Consider the following 20263-nt stretch of genomic DNA (forward strand, 5'->3'; position numbering starts at 1 on the left):
AAGATAGGTTAAAAAGGGTTGCTGGCTAAATTTAGTTATGTGAAATTTAAAAAGGTCTAGCCGGAGCTAGACCTAAAACATTAAATTTAAGAGGTAAAAACTTAAGTTCTAAAGACACTTAGTTTAGAATTTAGCGCGTCTGTCATCTTATTTAGATGTTCAGCCGCAGAAGCTATCTCTTCTACGCTTCTAGCATTTTCAGATGAAATTTGATTGATCTCTGAGATGCCATCCATGATCTCATTTACATTCTTGCCAGTTGCGATGTAGTCTTGCATAGTCTTGTCAGACATCGCTATGGCGTTATTCATCGTTGCACTCATATCATTTATCGTCTTTTCAACGTCGCTTGCAACGTGGGTTAGCTCTTGAATTTGTTTAGAGTTGATACCCATTTGCTCGCTGCTATCATTTATCGCTTGAACGATAACGTTGATAGTTGCATTTATCTCTGTTAGAGACTTTTGAGTTCTCTCAGCTAGCTGTCTAACCTCGTCAGCAACGACTGCAAAGCCACGTCCATGCTCACCTGCACGAGCTGCCTCAATGGCTGCGTTAAGAGCAAGTAGGTTTGTCTGATCAGCTATATCGTTGATAACAACAAGCACTGATTTAACCTGCTCTGCATCACGGCTAAGCTGCTCGATCTTACCAGCCATTTGATTTTCTACATTAGCAGAGTCTATGATCTGAGATGATAGGGCTCTGATAGCCTCAGTAGCTGTTTTTATATGAGTGCTTGCCTTTTGAAGATCATCTTTGCCAGCTTGAGCAACTGAAAGTGACTCTTTCATGCTTTCTTGCATAGACTTACATCTTTGATTTGTCTCTTCGACGATCTGGGTTGATTCTTCTACGCGTTTGCCTGTTTGAAGTGAGGTAGAGCTTAGCTCGTTAGCAACTGAGCTGTTTTCGCTTGAAAGGTTTTTGGTGTCGCTTATAAGAACTCTAATGCGCTCTATGAAGTTATTTATATCATTGCTTATTTTAGCTATCTCGTCTTTGCCGTAGATCGGGATTTTAAGAGTAAAGTCAGATGTTATAGCATTTAAATTTGCTCCTAGTCTATCGATAGGATTTGCAACTAGCTTTTTAAGCAAGAAGATAGATACTATGATAAGAAGCAATGTAACTATAATGCTTGCGATGATGAAGTTTTTGCTAACTACTTTTTGAGGTGTCAAGAAGTCATCAGTAACAGCTGAGCCAAGCACGATCCAGTTAAGCTTATCAAATGGCTCAAAAGCAACTACTCTCTCAACTCCATCAACATTTATGAGTTTGACACCTTCTTTAGTTTTTACTATGTCATCAACTATATCTTTTAGCTGACCTTCTGGTGCTTTGCCAGCTAGCTTTGGGTGAATGTCATAGACATTTGTCTTTGTATTAAAGATAGAGAAGTAGCCACGCTCGCCTAGCTTCATTTGTGCCATTGTCTTTTGAAGATCTTCTAAGCCTTCAGTAAAGTCGTAACCTATAAATAAAACTGCCACAACTTCGCCGTTTTGAACGACTGGCTCATAAACACACATGTAGTTTCTGCCAAAAATATTTAGAGCACCCACATATGTCTCTTTGTTCATCATCTTTGGATAGATCGTTTTATTTAGCATACCAAGCGCTCTACTGCCATCATCTAGTAAAAGTGAAGTAGATACAGCAGCAAATTCATTGCCTGATTTTGCAAAGATGGTTGGGATACCGCCGTTTGTTAGCTTTTTGATCTTATCAGAAATTTCATGGTTGTTATTTAACACGCCCATTTTGTCTGAGATAAGCTCTAAAGCGTCGTCATTTTCAGTCTTTATGGTTTGGCTAGTGGCTCTTATGTTACCTAAAGCCTCTTTTAAGACATGCATATATAGTTTTGCATTATCTTCGTTATCTTCATCAAATAGCTCAACCGTGTCCATCGCAAGCGCAACGTTTTGCTGGATAGTTGTTTCTACTCCCTCCTTGATCTCACGCTCTAAGACATGTGATATAAAAAATACAAAGCAAGCCATACAAATGGCAAGAACTAAAGCGATGACCGCTGAGACCTTGACTAAGATGCTACGCAAATTCATCTATATCCTCCTTGGTTTAGATTTTAAGGGTTTATTATACAAATTTTTTCTCGTAAAACATATAGAATTTTAGGGAAAAATAACGAATTTTAAATTTTTGTTTGCTTTGTATTTATAATTATAACTTTTATGAAACTGGAGCAAAAATTTATAAAAAATTGCTATTTAAATTTGGCTTTTTAAGCAAAATTTATAGTTTGGCAAAAGCAAGAATTTTGCGCTTTTGAGGGATTAAAATTTAAATTTGTATCGTTTTGTTGATTTGTTGTCTATTTTATTAGATTGGTTTAAGATTTAAAGAGAAATAACAAAAAAGTGAAATTTGGAGCGTTTTACTCTTGTTTTTGTAAAGAAATTTTAAAAAGATTAAATAAAAAAATTAATTTCATACCAAGTTGTGACAAAATTTAGGCTCAAAAATCAAAAAAATGCCTAGATAAAATTTGCAAAATTTGATGAAAAATTTGGTCGCAGGGTAAATTTATATATTTTTAAATATAATCACGCTCTGGCACGGTAAGCGGTCGCTTTTGTATCTTACAAAAGAGGAAAGTCCGAGCTGCGATAAGACAAAGTTCCATCTAACGGATGGCTAGGGAAACCTAAGGGATAGTGTAACAGAAAGCAAACTTCCGCCTTGGCGGTAAAGGTGAAACGGCGGGGTAAGAGCCCACCGGCACGCTTGGTAACTTGCGTGGCCATATAAACCCAACTTGCAGTAAGAAGGGATGGTTTTGGTCTTATATTAAAACCCTTCGCTAGAGCTTGTTTGTAAAAGCAAGCGTAGATAAATGATCGCTCAAGACAGAACTCGGCTTAACGCCGTGCCTTTGCTTAAATTTAGAGTAAATTTTAATTAGTTGGTAAATTCAAAAGATTTTCAAGACAAAACCGGCAAATATGCCGTGCCTTGAAAGTTTGAGTTTAGATTAGTTTTTTACGTATTTTTGAGCTTTTTGTAGTTTTGTAAGCTCGTTTTGGATGTGTGAAGATTTGGTTTTAAAAAGCTCTATCGCACCGCCAATTAGCGCTTGTGCTTCTTGAGCCGAAGCTAAGCTTTTAAACATATCTTCGCTAAAGCTTTGTGATAGTGCAGCTAGTTTTATTGTATCTTCGTTTATTAACGCTAGCTTAAATTCATTGATCCAGCTATTCACCTGATGTTACCTCCCTCCATGCTTCTGATAACTGCTTTACGACATTTGTTACTTCATTTAGCGCTGCTATATCATTTTGGATATTTGCCATAGCAAGAAGCTGCATCTGCCTTGTATAAAGTCCGCTAAGGTAGTGAGCCACGTCGCCTTGAGAATAATCAAGCGAGTTTAAAAGCTCGACAAAGATAGCGTTTGCTCTGTTTATATAATAGACCTTTTTCTCTATATCTCCAGCTTCGATCGCTTTTTTTGTGCGAAATATAAATTTCAAAATTCCATCATAAAGCATTTCTATTAATTTAGTCGGGGACTCGATGCCCCCGAAACTCGACTGTGCGTATGCACTATATGCACTTTGATTCATTTTTCTCTCTTAGTTCTTATTGTTTAGCTCAGCATCTATCATTGATTTTAGTGTAGCAAACTGATTTTCTAAACTTGCGATGATAGCGTTATACTTGATGAAGCGTTCTTGCATCGTTGTATATTTCTCATCTAAAAGCTTTTGAGTGCTCTCTTTGTTTTTAGTGATAGACTCACTCTCATCTTTTAGCTGATTTTGCATAGCGATCATCGTACCTTCTTTGCCAACAGCACCATCAAGCATCTTAGCTAGCTTTGTAAATAGACCATCAGTTTTTTTAGTCACTGGATTTACAGTGGCTTCGCTCATACCAAGAGTTGCTAGTGCAGAAGCTTTGCCTTTTACTTCGATATTTTCGCCATCGCTTCTTTTTAAGATGATCCTCTTGCCGCTTTGATCAAGGCTAGCTGTGACACCGTCGATACCAGCGTCATTGATAGCTTGTTGAAGTTTTAGAGCGTTATCTTCAGCTGTTGAACCAGCTGTGGTTGAAAATATAACTGACTTGCCATTTATCGTTAGATCGCCAGCTTGGATGTTTAACGCACCTGCGCTAACGGTTGAGTTACCCATGTAGCTTATCGGCTCAGTCTTGCTTGAACCCATAAAAAATTTCTGAATTTCTTCTGGATCTTTGCTAAGAGCTGCGTTAAATTTATTTAGATCAAGCTGAAGCTGACCGTCTTTGTCAGGCACTATGCCAAATTTACTTAGCGCTTTGCCTTCGCTATCTTGACCATTTACTAGACGTCCGATGTTTGATCTAAGGCTTGAAATTTCACTCACACCTTGAAAAGTACCAGCACCTTTTTCTTCATCATATTTTGTAGCGATCTCAAGGTTCATTGTCATTAGGTTGTAGTCTTTTATAAACTCTTCAACCGCTTTTACGACCTCTTCAGTGTTTTGAGAGATGCTTACGTTTGTCTTGCCAGTCTCATTTAGCGTGATATTTACACCCGGTCTTAGATCATCAAAGCTATTTTTGCTTCTTTTGATATTTACGCCATTATATGTAAATTCTGCATCTTGCGCTTTTAGAATTCTATTTTTCTCCAAATTTGATGTCATCTTTGGCGTGCCATCAGGATTTGTTAGCGCTGTGCCGTGCTCGTCTGTGTCTTGAAACTGCGTATCATCCCAGCCAAGCTTGTCTAAAATGCCAGCAGTGTCGTTTGAAAATTTAATAGTCTGTGTAGCCCCAGTGCTGCCTGATTGAAGCATTATTTGATTTGGTTTATCGCCACCAACATTTAAAATTCTAGCTTGTAATTTACCGCCACTTACGTCATTTATCTTATCAACGATATCTTGATAAGTTGTCGATCTTGTCACACCGATAGAGAATTTTTGTCCATCGATCTCAACGTCAAATGAGCCAGTATTTGTCGCACCCACCATGCTTGAAGAATTTTTGAAATTCTTGCTTTGAAATGTATCTTTTTGAGCAAGTTTTTGCACATCGATACTAAAACTTTGCACGCTAACGCCGTTTGCCGCTGAAGCTGTGACGCTTTTGCCAGCGTTATTGGTATTTCTTTTTAGATAAAGTGCCTCGCCGCCAAGTGTTTTGCCACTAACATTTACGTTGCTAACAAGAGTTTTTAGCGCTGCAAGGTCCTTTTGCTTAAGCTCATTTTTCTCTAGTCTTGTTGTAAGTGGTTTGATCTGTCCAGCCTCATCAGCCTCTTTTAGTTTCTTGATAAGCTCATCGTTTAGGCCGCTATTTTTTGTACCGATGCCTAAATTTGTTACGTTACCTACTGCCATTTTTAACTCTCCTTGTCAAAAAGTATTCCGATACTTTCTTTGAAATACTCGCTGATTTTTATAGCTTCTTTGCTCGGAAGCTGTGTTATCTCTTCGCCTGTTTTGGCGTCTTTTACTTGCACTACCATTAAATTTAACTTCTCGTTGTAAGCAAATCTTACATTAGTATCGAGCTGTTGCATCTGATAGTTTAGCCTATCAGTAACCTCTCTTGTTTTTCTAGCAAGATCCTCGTTGCTAAGTCCGTCAAGCTCGTTAGCATCCTTTGATTTGCCGTTTTTGTCGGCATTTACTTTGACATCAGAGTGCTCGATAGGTCTGCTGTCTATCTGACGCTGAGCCGACGTACTCATGTTTGCATCAAGTGTTTGATTTGCCGCTGCTTTGAAAATTTCCATAGTTTTACTCCTTAAAACTTACGCTAGCTCCTACATCGGTAAAATTTTAAATTCCTTTAGTATTTATATAAATTTTTGATTATTTAGGTTAAAATCGAGCAAAATTTATAGGACGGGATATGAAAATTTCATTTGAATGCGACTGCATTTTGCTGCAAAAGACCTTGCTGCTTTTTTGTGGAAATTTAGCCGCTCATCATAAGGATTGTGATTTTGTAGTAAGTGACCGCGAAATCGTCACAAAAAAACCGCTATTTATAATAGGTAAGAACGCTCATCTTTCTCATCCATTCACAAGAGCCACTCTTCTTGATACACTCGAGGAGTTTTACTCAGCCACGCAAATTTCAAAGGCAAAAGAGCCAGATCAGATAGTAAATGAAAAGAGTTTGGAGCAAAAAGTCTCAAATTTGATAGATAAATTTAAAGCTGATCTGCTTGAAATTTTAAGGGCAAATCAGTGAAACTTTATACCAAAATTTCAAGTGGTAAATTTAAAGGCAAAAGGCTTGAGCTACCAAGTCTAAGCACGACTAGAAGCACAAAAAGCATCGTAAAAGAGTCCTTTTTTAACGTCATTAGAGATGAAATTTACTCGCTTACATTTATAGAGGGCTTTGGCGGAAGCGGCGTGATGGCAAGCGAGGCTGTTAGCAACGGAGCGCGCGAGGCCATCGCTATCGAAAAAGATAGGGCTGCTTTTAATATCACGCAAAGCAACCTTGCAAGCCTGCAAAGTCCAAATTTAAAAGCGATAAATGGCGATAGCTTTGCGCTTTTGCCTGATCTTGTAAATTCGCAAAATGGCAAGGTTTTGCTCTATCTTGATCCGCCATTTGACATAAGAGCTGGCTTTGATGATATCTACGAAAAGCTTGTAAATTTGATCTCGCAGCTAAAAAAAGAGAAAATTTATATGATAGTTTTTGAGCATAACAGCGACTTTAAATTTGGCGATGAAATTTCTGCGTATAAGCTTGTTAAATTTAAAAAATTTGGAGCCACTTCTCTCTCTTATTTTCAGTAAATTTTGGAACATCTTTTGCTTTAAAAACCTAAAATAGCTAAATTTTAGGAAAAAATATGAAAAAAATTTTATCTTTTGTAGCAGCTTCGGTGATAGCTACTTCAGCCTTTGCTACGCAGATAAAAGAGCTTGCAAACATCGTTGGCGTAAGGGACAACCAGCTAATAGGCTATGGTTTAGTCGTCGGACTAAACGGCACAGGGGACGGCTCAACGTCAAAATTTACGATCCAGTCGCTATCAAACATGCTTCAAGGCGTAAATGTCAAGATAAATCCAGATGATATCAAGTCTAAAAACGCAGCTGCTGTTATGGTGACAGCAAAATTGCCTGCATTTGCAAGGCATGGCGACAAGCTTGATATCGAGATCTCATCTATCGGCGATGCAAAAAGCTTACAAGGTGGCACCCTTCTTATGACCCCACTAAAAGGCGTTGATGGCGATATCTACGCTTTGGCTCAAGGACCTCTAAGTATCGGTGGTAAGAGCGCAGGAAGAAGTGGCGGCAATCACCCAACCGTAGGCACTATCTTAAATGGCGCCCTTGTGGAGCGCGAGGTCACTTACGATATCTACAATCAAGATAGCATAAAACTAAGCCTAAAAGATACAAATTTTAAAACCGCTCTTGATATCCAAAACGCCATAAATGCAAACATCTCAGACGATACTGCAAAGGCGATCGATCCAAGAACGGTTATCGTTAAAAAGCCAGATGACGTTAGCATCATCGAGCTTGCAAGCGCTGTGCTTGATCTTGATGTGGAGTATAAGCCAGATGAGAAGATCGTAGTTGATGAGAGAACTGGCACGATAGTTAGCGGTATAAACGCGGTAGTTAGTCCAGTCGTGATAACTCATGGCGCAATTACAATAAAGATAGAGCCAAACAGCTATGAAGAGGCGGCGCAAAATGATGTAAATATAGGTAGCGACACCTCGGTGGCTCCTAGTCAAAATTTACTTAAAATTTCAGGCGAAAAAACAACCGTTGCAAACGTGACAAGAGCGCTAAACAAACTTGGAGCAACACCAAGTGACATCATCTCGATACTTGAAAATTTAAAACGAGTTGGTGCGATACAAGTCGATCTGGAGATAATATAATGCAAATAGACAACACCTTAGCACTAAATTCGTATAACGACATCTCAGCAAACAAGATAAAAAACCTAAATAGTAAACAAGACGCACTTTTAAAAGAGCAAACTGACGCTTTTGAAGCATATATGGTAAAAGCTGTGCTTGATATCGCTTTAAAAGAAGATGATAAGAACTCACTCTATCCAAAAGCCGCTGGCAGCGACATTTACAGGTCTATGTATAACGATGCTATGAGCAAAGCTTTGAGTGGAAATTTAGGTTTTTCAGAACTTTTATACGATTTTTTGAAGAGAGACTCTTAAGTAAATTTATATTTTGCCGATGTAGTGATATAAACATTTTATTTTAAGAGGTATGGATATGATAACTCCTTTGAACCAAAGACCAAACTACCAGGCAAATACGCTAAATAAAAATAGCGATGCTAGAGTTGAAAATGAAAACAAAGAAGTAAAAACAAACGAAAACACAAAGGTAAAAGAGATAGCTGATGCAATAGCAAATGGCACCTATCAGGTAGATATCTCTAAAACAGCTAAGGCTGTGGCTGATGCGTTGCTCTAAATTTAAAGGAATTTAAATGATAAAGAAGCTTTTGGACGAGGCCATAGGCGAGCTAGACGAGCTTATAAATTTAACAATGCAAGATATCGCCAATATAAAAGAGGCGAAGCACTCAAGCGTTGATGAGAGCGTGAAGAAGAAAAATGCTCTTGTTCGCGCTTTTGAAGATACAAAAAGAGCTTTGGATAAAGAGCTGCTAAGGGTCTCAAAAGAGAGTGGCACTACGACACTTGCAAATGTTTTAGATGATGAAGTGAAGTCAAAGCTAGTGCTTATGCGTTCAAAGCTTGAAATTTTGCATAAAGTAAATAAAGAATATGCAAGACACGTCGTTGTTGTTAAGGAGTTTTTTGACTCGCTTAGCAAAAAAGTCTTTGGCACTCAGACTAATGAATACGGACAAGACGGCAGCGGCACAGATAATAATTTTTACAAATCAAGGGTTTAACAAATGGCTAATATCTTTATGTCATTAGGCACAGGCGTTTCAGGGCTAAATGCAGCCCAAGTGCAAATAAGCACAACTGGAAACAACATCACAAACGCCGATAGTAACTACTACACAAGGCAGCGTGTAGTCCAGTCTGCATCTCCAGCGATGAACACTGTTCCTGGTGGCGTTGGCACAGGTACGCAAGTAGATACCGTGACAAGGCTTCACGACGAGTTTGCCTATTCAAGACTAAAATATTCATCATCAAATTTAGAAAATACAGGCTATAAACAGAGAATTTTACAAGAGGCGACAAAATACTTCCCAGATCTAAAAGATAATGGCATGATAAAAGATATACAGGAGTATTTTGCTGCGTGGAATAACTTCGCTTCAAACCCAGACGAGGGCGCTCAAAAGGTAAATTTGATAAACAAAGCTAGCGTTTTAACAGCTAGCATCAATCGCTCATCAAAGATGCTTTATGATATGCACACGCAGATAGATGAGACTATAAAGATAAATATAAACGAGATAAACTCACTTGGCAAGCAAATAGCAAATATCAATAAACAAATTCAAAGAGTTGAATCAGGCGCAGATGCTGGTATCAAGATAAATGCTAACGACCTTCGCGACAAGCGCGATGAGCTAGAGCTTGCTATGTCAAAGCTGGTAAATACGGCTGTTTATAAAAGCGATCTAAAAAGCGAGTCAAGGATAGATACTGGCATAAGCGATCAAGGAAGATACTACAACCTAAATATCGGCGGTGTGAGCATCGTTGATGGTGTAAATTTTCATGAAATTTCTATGAGCTCAACCGAGAGTGGGCAATACACGAAAATTTATTATGAAAGAGAAGATGGCAGACGCATCCCTATGGAGGAGAAGATCACAAATGGCAAGATAGGCGCCGCGCTTGATCTTAGAGGCCGCAACTACGAGCCAGACAATGATAAATTTAGCGATGGTATCATCCAAAAATATATAGACAATCTAAATACATTTTCAAAAACTTTAATAACTAGCACAAACAACGTCTATGCCGAGTCTGCGGTTGAAATTTCAAACTCAGATCCGATCAGCTATCTAGAAAACGACAAGACGCTGATGAACCACGATAACAGCATAAGAAACGGCAGTTTTGATGCTATCGTTTATGACAACAAGGGTAACGTCGTAGCTAAAAAGACCATCGAGATAAACGGCACTACGACGATGAACGATACAAAATACGGCAACTCTGTTGTGCAGGATTTTAACTCAAATTCAGACGATAACAACGACAACAATATGCTAAATGACGTCGATGACTTCTTTGAAGCGTCGTATTTTTATGATAAAAACACGCACCAAGGCACATTTGCGCTCATACCAAAGCAAGCTCAAGGGCTTTATAGCATCTCAATAGTCGATCACGGCACTAATTTCCCAGGTGTTGTTGGTATCAACAGATTTTTCTCTGGTACAAACTCAAATACAATTGGCATCAATCAAAATTTCACCCAAGATCACACAAAGCTTCGTGCCTACTCAAAGCCAGTTGTCGGAAACAACGAAGTTGCAAACAAGATGATCCAGCTTCAGTATCAAAAGCAGACATTTTACTCAAGTGGCACTGCGCTTGATAGAGATGAGACGATCGAGGGATATTATCGTTATTTCACAACCGATATGGCGAGCGATACCGAGGCGAACAACACTATCCACGACACAAACACATCTTTGCAAAGGACTGCTGAAGAGGAATTTCAATCAACAAGCGGCGTAGATACCAACGAAGAGCTTACAAACTTGATCCGCTTTCAAGCAAGCTACGGCGCAGCAGCAAAGATCATCACGACAGTTGATCAGATGCTTGACACGCTTCTTTCACTAAAACAATGAGCGAACTAAAGAGCCTTTTAGACTCACACGTACTTAGCAAAAATACAAATTCGGGGCTATTTGACGCCCCGGATCCACTTCAAGTAGCTACTAAATTTAAAGAGCCAAACATAGCGCTTATTTGTGCGTTATTTGCCTATGGCAATGCAAAAATGATAGTGAAATTTCTAAATTCACTTGAATTTAGCCTGCTTGATGAGAGCGAACAAAATATCAAGAAAAATCTGTCAAATTTCAAATACCGCTTTCAAAATGAAAACGACGTAAAAGAAATTTTTATCACGCTTTCACGCCTGAAAAAAGAAGCTGATATAGAAGAAATTTTGTGCCAAGGTCTTGCAAAAAACGGCGAGATGATAGAAGCAGTAAATGAGCTTATTAAATTTATTTATGGGCTAAATTCTTACCGCTCAGATGGATATGAGTTTTTCTTTGGCAAGAGTTTTGAGAGGGAGCCTCAAAGCCCATATAAACGCTACAATATGTATCTTCGCTGGATGGTGCGAGATAGCGACATCGATCTTGGGCTATTTAAAAATTTGCCAAAAGATAGACTTTTGATGCCGCTTGACGTGCATACGCATAGGGTTTCATTAAATTTAGGGCTTATAAATAGAAAGAGCTACGACTTCAAAGCGGTCATGGAGCTTACAAAAAAACTTAGAGAATTTGACGAGCTAGACCCGATAAAATACGACTTTGCGCTTTACAGGATAGGGCAGAGCAAAGAGCTAGAAACCATCGTAAAAAATCTTAAAAAATAAAAATTATTGCTAAATTTCTAAATTTAGGATAGACTTACCATACAATTTTATCCATAAGGAGCTTGTATGAAAAAAATCGTTTTACTAAGTGCAGTTTTAGGAACTTTGCTTTTTGCTCACGAGGGTCATCACTTTGATCCAAAGGCTGGCGAGCATCTAGTCATACCTATTAATGAGCTAAGCGAAAAGGGCGATAAGAGCGTTGGCGAAGTAGTAGCTGTTAAGACAAACTACGGCGTTGCATTTTTTCCAAATTTAAAAGGTCTTCCTGCAGGACTTCATGGCTTTCACGTTCACCAAAATGCTGATTGTGGCGCGACTGAAAAAGGTCTTGGTATGAAAGCAGGTGGTCACTGGGATCCAGCTGAGACAAAGATGCACTCATTTGCATGGGATGATAAGGGTCACAAAGGCGATCTACCAGCACTTTATGTAGATGCTGAGGGCAATGCAAACTACCCAGTGCTAGCTCCAAAGATAAAAAACCTTGACGAGCTAAAAGGTCACTCACTAATGGTTCATGTCGGTGGTGACAACCACAGCGACCAGCCAAAAGCACTTGGCGGTGGCGGCGCTAGAATGCTTTGCGGCGTTATTAAATAATTAAACCCCACAAAAAGCCTTTAAATTTAATGTTTAAAGGCTTTTTTTAAATTTCACGCTCAAATTTAACCCCCGTTTCTAAGATGAAATTTCAAAATTTTAAATTACAATCCGCTTTTTAACTTAAATTTACAAAGAACAAAAATGGAATTTGACCTACTTAGCTACACTGTCTTTTTTGTCGCCGCGTTTTTGGGCGGTTTTATCGATGCGATCGCAGGAGGCGGCGGACTTATCACTTTGCCAGCCATCATGGCTATGGGCGTGCCACCTCATCTAGCCCTTGGTACAAACAAGCTTCAAGGCGTATTTGGCAGCTTCACGGCAACGCTAAATTTCACTAAAAAAGGGCTGATTAATTACAAAGAGTGCTTTGTTGGCATAGTTTTTACATTTATCGGAGCCCTCATTGGCGCAACGCTCATCTTATTTTTAAATGCAAATTTCTTAAAAATAATCATCCCATTTTTGCTAATCGCCATCTTCATCTACACGCTTTTTATGCCAAAAATAGGCGAGAACGACAGGGCTGCAAAGATGAATGAGAGGCTATTTTATGTCATATTTGGACTAATTCTTGGCTTTTATGATGGCTTTTTTGGCCCAGGAGCAGGCTCGTTTTGGATGTTTGCGATGGTGGCTTTAATTGGGCTAAATTTAAAAAAGGCGGTCGCTCACACAAAGGCTTTAAATTTTACTAGCAACATCGTTGCACTTGGCGTTTTTATAGCCGGCGGGCAGATACTTTGGCTAGTTGGCTTTTTGATGGCTGTGGGGCAAATTTTAGGAGCTTATTTTGGCTCAAATTTAGTCATCAAAAAAGAGGTCAAATTTATTAGAACGATGTTTTTGATAGTTGTCGCAGCGACCATTTGCAAACTACTTTTTGACTACTTCAAGGCTTAAAATTAAAAATGTTTTAACAATAATTTTGTTACAATCACGCAAAATTCTAAATCTAAGGTAAATCAATGAAAGATTTGTTTCTATTCTCAAATTTGCTAAACCATTCACATGCCTTTGTCTACGCATTTCACTTTTGCCTTGTAGCTTTGATCATTCTCATCGTTGCTTACATCGCAAGGAGTAAAATGCAGCTTGTGCCAAGAGGCCTTCAAAACATAGTTGAGGCTTATTTAGAGGGCGTTATCTCTATGGGCAAGGATACTTTAGGTAGCGAAAAGCTAGCTAGAAAATACCTCCCGCTTGTCGCAACTATCGGCTTTATCGTATTTTTCTCAAACGTCATTGGCATCATCCCTGGCTTTGAGTCACCAAGCTCAAGCTTAAATTTAACCCTAGTTTTGGCTTTGGTTGTATTTATTTACTACAACTTTGAGGGCATTAGAGAAAATGGCTTTTTCAAATACTTTGGACACTTCATGGGACCAAATAAATTTCTAGCTCCGATAATGTTTCCAGTCGAAGTCATCTCACATCTTTCACGTGTAGTTTCGCTATCTTTTCGTCTTTTTGGTAACATCAAGGGCGATGACTTGTTCTTACTTGCGATGCTTACACTTGCGCCTTGGTTTGCTCCACTTCCAGCCTTTGCACTTCTAACACTTATGGCTGTTTTGCAAACATTTATCTTCATGATGCTAACTTACGTTTATCTAGCTGGCGCAGTCGCTATTAGCGAGCACGAGCATTAAAATTTAAAGCCATATTTTTATATGGCTTTTCTCTTTTAAATTTCTTTTCCAAAAACCTTTTTAACCTATATAAATGTATCGCTAAAGCTCCCCTTTAGATATTTTAAAAGAAAGTATCGCTAAAATACGCACTAAAAATTTGCATAAATTTAAAGGTAAAAATATGTTTGAAGTCGTTATCGGTTTAGAAGTTCATACTCAGCTTAATACAAAAACTAAAATTTTCTGCTCTTGCTCTACTAGCTTTGGCGACGAGGCAAACACTCACGTTTGTCCAACCTGCCTAGCTCTGCCTGGAGCGCTACCTGTGCTAAACAAAGAGGCTGTTAAAAAGGCGATCAGCTTTGGCACAGCGATAAATGCTAAGATAAATAAAAAATCAGTCTTTAATAGAAAAAACTACTTCTACCCAGACCTTCCAAAGGCATATCAAATTTCACAGTTTGAGATACCTATCGTAGAAGGTGGCGAGCTCATCATCGACGTAAATGGCACTAAAAAACGTATCGGCGTAACTAGAGCGCACCTTGAAGAGGACGCTGGCAAGAACATCCACGAAGAAAACGAGAGCTTGGTCGATCTAAACAGGGCCGGCACGCCGCTTCTTGAGATAGTTAGCGAGCCAGACCTTAGAAGTAGCGACGAGGCGGTAGCTTATCTTAAAAAACTACACTCGATCCTTCGCTTTTTAAACATCAGCGACGCAAATATGCAAGAAGGTAGCTTCCGCTGCGATGCAAACGTCTCTATCCGGCCAAAAGGTGACACAAATCTTTATACAAGGGTCGAGATAAAGAACCTAAACTCATTTAAATTTATCCAAAAAGCGATTGATTATGAGGTAGAACGCCAAAGTACAGCTTGGGAAGATGGCAAATATGACGAAGAGGTCTATCAAGAGACAAGGCTGTTTGACACGACAAATTTAGTGACAAGATCGATGCGTGGCAAAGAGGATAGCGCGGAGTATAGATACTTCCCTGACCCTGATTTGCTCCCAGTTGAAGTGCCAGAAGAGATGTATAACGAAGCGATCAAAATTCCAGAGCTTGCCGAGCAAAAGGTCACAAGATATGTTAGTGAGCTAGGCGTAAAAGAGAGTGATGCGCTAAATTTAACTCAAAGCGTTGAGATGGCTAGATATTTTGAAGAGCTGATCGCTGCTGGAATTCAACCTAAACTTGCTACTACGTGGCTTATAGTCGAGCTTCTTGGCCGCTTAAATAACGGCGTAACGATCGAGACAAGCCCAGTTAGCAGCGCCAAGATGATAAATTTACTAAAACGCATAGAAGATGGCACGATAAGCGGTAAAGCTGCAAAAGAGGTATTAGACTATCTAATGGAAAATGACGCAGATGTCGATAGTGTCATCGAAAAGCTTGGCTTAAAACAAGTGAGCGACGACTCAGCGATCATCGCGATCATAGATCAAATTTTAGCCGCAAACGCCGACAAAGTCGAAGAGTATAAAAACGGCAAAGATAAGATGTTTGGCTTCTTTGTCGGTCAGGTGATGAAAGAGGGCAAGGGTGCGTTTAACCCAGGCAAGGTCAATGAACTTTTAAAGGCCAAAATAGGCTAAAAAAGGGCTAAAATGAGCATAGCAGTCATCGGAGCTGGTAAGTGGGGCAGTGCGCTTTTTCACGCATTTAGTGAAAATAACGAGTGCGTCATCAGCTCAAGAACGCCAAGAGAGATGCCAAATTTTGTAAGTTTAGATGAAGCTTTGGAGTGCGAATACCTAGTTTGCACGATCCCAACGCAAGCTACAAATTTATGGTTAAAGCAAAACTACAAAAACAAAGGTCAAAAGATCTTAGTTGCCAGCAAGGGCATAGACACGGCAAATCTTAAATTTTTAAATGAAATTTATGAAGACTTTGTTGATAGAGAAAATTTAGCCTTTCTCTCAGGCCCGACCTTTGCAAAAGAGATCATGCAAAAGCTACCTTGCGCCTTGGTGGTAAATTCTAAAAACCAAAATTTAGCTTTAAAATTTGCCTCATTTTTCCCAAGCTATATGAAAGCATACACTTCTGATGATGTGATCGGCGCTGAGGTGTGCGGGGCTTATAAAAACGTGATCGCCATAGCTGGTGGCATCTGCGACGGACTTGGTCTTGGCAATAACGCAAGGGCGAGTCTCATTTCGAGGGGGCTTGTTGAGATGGCTAGATTTGGCAAATTTTTTGGTGCAAAAGATGAGACATTTATGGGGCTAAGCGGCGCAGGTGATCTTTTCTTAACCGCTTCATCGATACTTTCACGCAACTACCGCGTAGGTCTTGGCATCGCAAGGCACGAGAGGCTGGAGAAAATTTTAAATGAGCTTGGCGAGGTGGCAGAGGGTGTGGATACTGCAAGGGCCATTAGCAAGATCGCTAAAGAAAAGGGCATATATGTGCCCATCGCAAGCGAGGTTGAAAATATGCTAAATGGCAAAGATGTTTTTGAGAGCGTAAAATCGCTTTTGGGAAGAAGATGAGAGCTTTTAAATTTATACTTTTTGTGGCTATTTTTGCTCTGGGGTTAAACGGCGCAGAGGTGAGCCTAAGGGCCAAGGTCTCGCAGATGATAATGGTTGGCTTTAACGGAGCTAGCACAAAAGACGCTGCGTTTCGCGCGATGTTAAGCGACGCTGGATACGAGAGATTTGGCGGAGTGATGCTACTTGGCAGAAATGTCACCAACAAAGCCCAACTAAAAGCTAGCATAAAGGCGATCAAAGAGAAAAGTCCTAAAATTTTCATCGCTATCGACGAAGAGGGCGGCAACGTAAGCCGTATGAAGGATAAGAGTTTTGATGGTCCATATCCTAGTGCATACGAGGTCGCAAGCACGCTTGATATCAAAAGCGCATACGATCTCTACTCAAAAATGGCTATAAATTTAAAAGAGTGCGGCATAAATTTAAATTTCGCCCCAGTGGTCGATCTGCACGATGAAAACTCGCCGATCATCGCTGCTAAGCAAAGGGCTTTTAGCGAGTATGCAAGCAAGGTTGTGATCTACGCTGATGCCTTTATGGACGCATTTAAAGAGCAGGGCATACTAACGACACTTAAGCACTTCCCAGGACACGGCAGCTCAAAAGAGGACTCACATAAAAATAAGAGCGAGGTCACGCTAAGTAAAGACGCACTACTACCATACAAAGACGCCATAAGCACTGGTAGAGCACAGGTCATCATGGTCGGACACCTTTTTGTAAAAGGCATCGACGAGGACAATCCAGCCACACTTTCTAAAAAAATAATAACCGATCTGCTTCGCAATGAGCTTAAATTTAATGGCGTGGTTATCAGCGATGATATGCTGATGAAAGGCGTTGGCGACGAGACATTAGCTCAAAAAGTGGTGAAATTTATAAACGCTGGTGGTGATATCTTGCTCTTTAGTGAGTTTAAAATAAACAACCAAAGAACGGCTGATCTAATCACTCAGATCATAATCGATGCTGTAAATGAGAAAAAGATCAGCAAAGAGCGAATCGACGCATCATACAAGAGGATAATGGCGCTAAAATCGAAGCTTTAAATTTGGCTTTTAGAAAGTTACGCTAGTAAATTTGCGTTATTTTCGTCTTTTTCAAGATCAAAATATAAAATTTCAAGCCACATTTCATCTTCGTATCTAAAATTCATAGTTTTTTGTCTTATGTCATCTATCTTTGGATAGATGAGGTGTAGCTTGTCACACTCGTGTTTTTTGCCGTAAGCATATAGCTGATATAAGTCGGCTTGTGAGATATCATCTCTTGAGCTTATGATCTTCCATTTTGTGTCGGCTATAAATTTGCCTTTTAAAAATATATCAGGCCTTAGTTTGAAGCTTTTTGGATCTTCAACGAGGTGTTTTTCTGAGTGTTGTAATATAGCGTCTGGAAAGCTTTTCTTTATAAAATCTCCAACATAGCTTTCAAAAAGTGCATTCATATCAAATAGCAAGGCAAAGGCTAGATCATCGCCTTTATGCGGTGTAAATGAGTTGTTAAGTAAAAAGATCTTGCACCATAAAAGAGTTTGCTCGTAGTGCTTTACTTGGCGGTTCATGACAAGCTTTGCAAAGAAATTTTTATAATCCTCACACTCCAAAACCTCATCAAATATAAACAAAATCTCGCGTATTTTTTGCTGATTTTTACTAGAATTTGACTTTTTGTATAGAAATTTAAGTGTTGTTTTTATGATCCTATTTATCTTTATATTGCTTAAAAATTCGCTGTATCCTACGTAAAACCGCTCTTTGTGGATGCTATTTCTTTTTATCTGCTCGTTTATATTAAGCTTTCCTTTTAGAAAATTTAGGTTCTCTTCTAGCGCTACATAGTCGCTTTTTATCCCCTTTTTTACAAGAGCTTCAAGCTCACTTAAAAACATAGAGATGAAAATTTCCAAAAGCGGTAAATTTTGTGTTTTTAAACTGGCTAAATTTGAGCTTTTAAATGGGAAATTTCTTAGAGTTTTTAGCATTTTTATAAAAACTGCTTTTGATCTTTCGGCGTCGTTTTTGTCTGCTATTTTTGGCAAAATCTCTATCGTTAAGCCACTTTTTGTTTGCAAAACACCGACGTAGTTTCTAGCTTGTATAAATTTCCCGCCAACCCCGCTTGATATCCTTAAAAACGGCGCATTTTCATCGCTATTTTTAAGGATAAAATTTTCTATATCGCCAAAGTCTTTTTTGTCTATATCGTGCTGATATATACGCTCAAACTCAGTTATCGTTATCTGACTTTGCTTCATCTACTTGGCTACTTGTTAAATTGTAAATTTTTAGATAGTTTTGCTTGTCATAAAAAGCTTCTTTGTCTATTTCGTATAAAATTTTATCGTTTATATAGTCAGTGCCGCTTTTAAATAAAGCATTTGCTGGCTTCTTTTCTTTGATAAATTGACTATCCCCCAAAACCAGCCTGATTTTCTCCCAGTCGTCGTAAAAATACTCTTGTAGTAGCGGTAAAATTTTGTTTTTAAAGACATTTGCAAGCGTTTTTAAGTCTGACACATTTATAAAATAAGCGTGTCCTATCGTGTGATCTCTGTCGTAAAGATACTCTATGCGCTCGTTTATCGTTTTTAGCATTTCTCCTACATTGATGCCTTCAATGATTGTTTCATTTAGCGTGTCGTATTCTGGCATCATCTCCACAAACTCAAACCTTCTTCTAAGAGCCGTATCCATAAGAGCTATGCTTCTATCTGCTGTATTCATCGTGCCTATTATGTATAAATTTGACGGCACTCCAAATTTCTCTTTTGAGTATGGCAGCTCGACCATTATCTCATCATCTGCACCTAGCCTTTTTGACGGTTCTATAAGAGTTATGAGCTCACCAAAAATTTTAGATATATTTCCGCGGTTGATCTCGTCGATAAAGATGGCATATTTTGGTGTGTTTTCATTAAAAAACTTTTGTCGCTCATCTTTTGGCAAATCGCAAAAGTCCCTAAGTTTGCTTTTGTAATCACTAAGAAGCAAGGCGTTTTCGCAGCACTGATAAAAAATTCCTTTTGATATCTCATAAGTTATATCGCCATCTTCGTTTTCGCTATCAAATAGAGGCTTTATGCCCTCAACAAATTCCTCATATCCATAGCTTTGGTGAAATGTTATAAATTTAAAATTTTCTTTAGTGTAGCTTGTGCCTACTTTTTTATCTTTTATCTCTTTGTATTTTTCGTAAAGCTCTATGACCTCAGGATACTCATCATTGAGCGCTTTTATATCTACACACCATTCACTTTTCTCGTTTTTCTCAAATATAAAAGGCGGATTTTTTCTTTTAATATTTACATATTTGCAATCCATTTTTGTATGAGCCAGCAATTCTGTTGATATTGTCTGATTTGGTCTTTTTGAGCCAGATTTTATTGATTTTAATTTAAATAAAGTGTGATTTACTATGCCGTTGTTTAACTTAAGCCAACCACCATTAATATTTGAAATAGCTGCATCATATAATATGGCTGCAGCCACTTGAAACCAAGTGTAGTTTTCTATTTTTAACATTTCATATAGCGCGTCAGTGTCATCGTTCGATTTTACATTGAGATTTTGAGTAAAATTATCCATGATCTTTGAAAGCCTATATGTTTTTCCTGTTCCTGGAGGGCCATATAAAATTTGATTTAGTGGAAAATTTACCTTAGCTTTTTGTTGTCCATTGTTTTCTGTTGGCATTGTATCTCCTTTGCCATTTTTAAATTCTATGTATTTGTTTACTGCAGAGTTATAATTAGAAAAATGTTTTTTAGGTCTTCCTGATTTTATAAACTCTTCTTCTAGATATTTTGGATTTTTGCTCTTTGCATTATAATAGTCAAAAATTGAGTAAATTTTATTGTCTTCTAAAAAACTAATAAAATTTCTTAAATAGGTTTGATATTGTGGAACTGTGTTTTTACTTAAAGTTTGTTTACAATAATCTTTAAAACCGTCATAGTCTATATCCTCA

Annotated in this window: 20 protein-coding genes, 1 other RNA gene and 2 pseudogenes; 15 read left to right on the top strand and 8 right to left on the bottom strand. The window is 38.6% G+C overall.

Annotation, left to right across the window (positions count from 1 at the left end; all coding sequences use genetic code 11):
* Nucleotides 1-101: 101 nt before the first annotated feature.
* Nucleotides 102-1154 (bottom strand): annotated as a pseudogene (locus CCS77_RS10840) (methyl-accepting chemotaxis protein); the annotation flags it as partial.
* 24 nt (nucleotides 1155-1178) lie between these two features.
* Nucleotides 1179-2072, bottom strand: a pseudogene (locus CCS77_RS10845) (Cache 3/Cache 2 fusion domain-containing protein); the annotation flags it as partial.
* 508 nt (nucleotides 2073-2580) lie between these two features.
* Here CCS77_RS10845 and rnpB point away from each other — a divergent pair.
* Nucleotides 2581-2907, top strand: an RNA gene (gene rnpB, locus CCS77_RS04295) — RNase P RNA component class A.
* 94 nt (nucleotides 2908-3001) lie between these two features.
* On the opposite strand, the gene CCS77_RS04300 is transcribed toward rnpB, so the two are convergent.
* Genes CCS77_RS04300 through CCS77_RS04315 form a run of 4 tightly spaced genes read right to left on the bottom strand, consistent with a single transcriptional unit; the run spans nucleotide 3002 to nucleotide 5761 of the window.
* The gene (locus CCS77_RS04300) at nucleotides 3002-3229 is read right to left on the bottom strand and encodes a hypothetical protein (protein WP_103571903.1); all 228 of its coding nucleotides are present in this window, start codon (nucleotides 3227-3229) and stop codon (nucleotides 3002-3004) included.
* The gene (gene fliS, locus CCS77_RS04305; RefSeq protein WP_035143745.1) at nucleotides 3222-3593 is read right to left on the bottom strand and encodes a flagellar export chaperone FliS; all 372 of its coding nucleotides are present in this window, start codon (nucleotides 3591-3593) and stop codon (nucleotides 3222-3224) included. The genes CCS77_RS04300 and fliS overlap by 8 nt, the downstream gene beginning before the upstream one ends.
* A 9-nt stretch (nucleotides 3594-3602) precedes the next feature.
* A complete protein-coding gene (fliD, locus tag CCS77_RS04310) occupies nucleotides 3603-5363 on the bottom strand; it encodes a flagellar filament capping protein FliD (protein ID WP_107916683.1) in 1761 nt (586 codons plus the stop codon).
* Between the two features lie 2 nt (nucleotides 5364-5365).
* Nucleotides 5366-5761, bottom strand: coding sequence for a FlaG family protein (locus CCS77_RS04315; RefSeq protein WP_021089781.1), 396 nt, complete (start codon nucleotides 5759-5761; stop codon nucleotides 5366-5368).
* Between the two features lie 119 nt (nucleotides 5762-5880).
* On the opposite strand from CCS77_RS04315, the gene CCS77_RS04320 reads away from it, so the two are divergent.
* The 14 genes from CCS77_RS04320 to CCS77_RS04385 all read left to right on the top strand — a co-directional run bounded on the left by CCS77_RS04320 (nucleotide 5881) and on the right by CCS77_RS04385 (nucleotide 17343).
* A complete protein-coding gene (locus tag CCS77_RS04320; RefSeq protein ID WP_021089777.1) occupies nucleotides 5881-6225 on the top strand; it encodes a hypothetical protein in 345 nt (114 codons plus the stop codon).
* Nucleotides 6222-6788, top strand: a complete 567-nt coding sequence (gene rsmD / locus CCS77_RS04325; RefSeq protein ID WP_107916684.1) for a 16S rRNA (guanine(966)-N(2))-methyltransferase RsmD — start codon at nucleotides 6222-6224, stop codon at nucleotides 6786-6788. Before CCS77_RS04320 ends, rsmD begins: the two co-directional genes overlap by 4 nt.
* 56 nt (nucleotides 6789-6844) lie before the next feature.
* Complete coding sequence (locus CCS77_RS04330) at nucleotides 6845-7897, top strand: flagellar basal body P-ring protein FlgI (protein ID WP_009293749.1); 1053 nt, start codon at nucleotides 6845-6847, stop codon at nucleotides 7895-7897.
* The gene (locus CCS77_RS04335) at nucleotides 7897-8196 is read left to right on the top strand and encodes a rod-binding protein (protein ID WP_107916685.1); all 300 of its coding nucleotides are present in this window, start codon (nucleotides 7897-7899) and stop codon (nucleotides 8194-8196) included. The genes CCS77_RS04330 and CCS77_RS04335 overlap by 1 nt, the downstream gene beginning before the upstream one ends.
* A 58-nt stretch (nucleotides 8197-8254) precedes the next feature.
* Nucleotides 8255-8458, top strand: a complete 204-nt coding sequence (locus CCS77_RS04340; RefSeq protein ID WP_201741727.1) for a flagellar biosynthesis anti-sigma factor FlgM — start codon at nucleotides 8255-8257, stop codon at nucleotides 8456-8458.
* Nucleotides 8459-8474: 16 nt separating this feature from the next.
* The gene (locus CCS77_RS04345) at nucleotides 8475-8906 is read left to right on the top strand and encodes a flagellar export chaperone FlgN (RefSeq protein WP_012001657.1); all 432 of its coding nucleotides are present in this window, start codon (nucleotides 8475-8477) and stop codon (nucleotides 8904-8906) included.
* Between the two features lie 3 nt (nucleotides 8907-8909).
* The gene (flgK, locus tag CCS77_RS04350) at nucleotides 8910-10781 is read left to right on the top strand and encodes a flagellar hook-associated protein FlgK (RefSeq protein ID WP_107916686.1); all 1872 of its coding nucleotides are present in this window, start codon (nucleotides 8910-8912) and stop codon (nucleotides 10779-10781) included.
* Nucleotides 10778-11545 carry a TIGR02757 family protein gene (locus CCS77_RS04355; RefSeq protein ID WP_107916687.1) on the top strand — a complete coding sequence of 256 codons (768 nt, stop codon included), beginning with the start codon at nucleotides 10778-10780 and terminating at the stop codon, nucleotides 11543-11545. Before flgK ends, CCS77_RS04355 begins: the two co-directional genes overlap by 4 nt.
* 66 nt (nucleotides 11546-11611) lie before the next feature.
* Nucleotides 11612-12148: a superoxide dismutase family protein gene (locus CCS77_RS04360; protein ID WP_107916688.1), complete on the top strand. Its 537-nt coding sequence runs from the start codon at nucleotides 11612-11614 to the stop codon at nucleotides 12146-12148.
* A 144-nt stretch (nucleotides 12149-12292) separates the two neighbouring features.
* Nucleotides 12293-13054 (top strand): TSUP family transporter, encoded by a 762-nt coding sequence (locus CCS77_RS04365; RefSeq protein ID WP_107916689.1) that lies wholly within the window; start codon nucleotides 12293-12295, stop codon nucleotides 13052-13054.
* A gap of 65 nt (nucleotides 13055-13119) precedes the next feature.
* The gene (locus CCS77_RS04370; RefSeq protein ID WP_002942300.1) at nucleotides 13120-13803 is read left to right on the top strand and encodes a F0F1 ATP synthase subunit A; all 684 of its coding nucleotides are present in this window, start codon (nucleotides 13120-13122) and stop codon (nucleotides 13801-13803) included.
* A gap of 163 nt (nucleotides 13804-13966) precedes the next feature.
* Complete coding sequence (gene gatB / locus CCS77_RS04375) at nucleotides 13967-15388, top strand: Asp-tRNA(Asn)/Glu-tRNA(Gln) amidotransferase subunit GatB (RefSeq protein ID WP_107916690.1); 1422 nt, start codon at nucleotides 13967-13969, stop codon at nucleotides 15386-15388.
* Between the two features lie 12 nt (nucleotides 15389-15400).
* Complete coding sequence (locus CCS77_RS04380; protein ID WP_021086264.1) at nucleotides 15401-16291, top strand: NAD(P)H-dependent glycerol-3-phosphate dehydrogenase; 891 nt, start codon at nucleotides 15401-15403, stop codon at nucleotides 16289-16291.
* Entirely contained in the window at nucleotides 16288-17343 is a 1056-nt protein-coding gene (locus tag CCS77_RS04385) for a glycoside hydrolase family 3 N-terminal domain-containing protein (RefSeq protein ID WP_107916691.1), read from the top strand. The genes CCS77_RS04380 and CCS77_RS04385 overlap by 4 nt, the downstream gene beginning before the upstream one ends.
* A 17-nt stretch (nucleotides 17344-17360) precedes the next feature.
* Here the strand turns inward: CCS77_RS04385 and CCS77_RS04390 are convergent, their stop codons facing one another.
* A complete protein-coding gene (locus CCS77_RS04390) occupies nucleotides 17361-18551 on the bottom strand; it encodes an McrC family protein (protein ID WP_107916692.1) in 1191 nt (396 codons plus the stop codon).
* Nucleotides 18523-19989 (bottom strand): McrB family protein, encoded by a 1467-nt coding sequence (locus CCS77_RS04395; RefSeq protein WP_107917292.1) that lies wholly within the window; start codon nucleotides 19987-19989, stop codon nucleotides 18523-18525. The genes CCS77_RS04390 and CCS77_RS04395 overlap by 29 nt, the downstream gene beginning before the upstream one ends.
* Between the last annotated feature and the right edge of the window lie 274 nt (nucleotides 19990-20263).

It is taken from the genome of Campylobacter concisus, assembly GCF_003048375.1.
In the GTDB taxonomy this organism is placed as follows: Bacteria; Campylobacterota; Campylobacteria; order Campylobacterales; family Campylobacteraceae; genus Campylobacter_A; species Campylobacter_A concisus_T.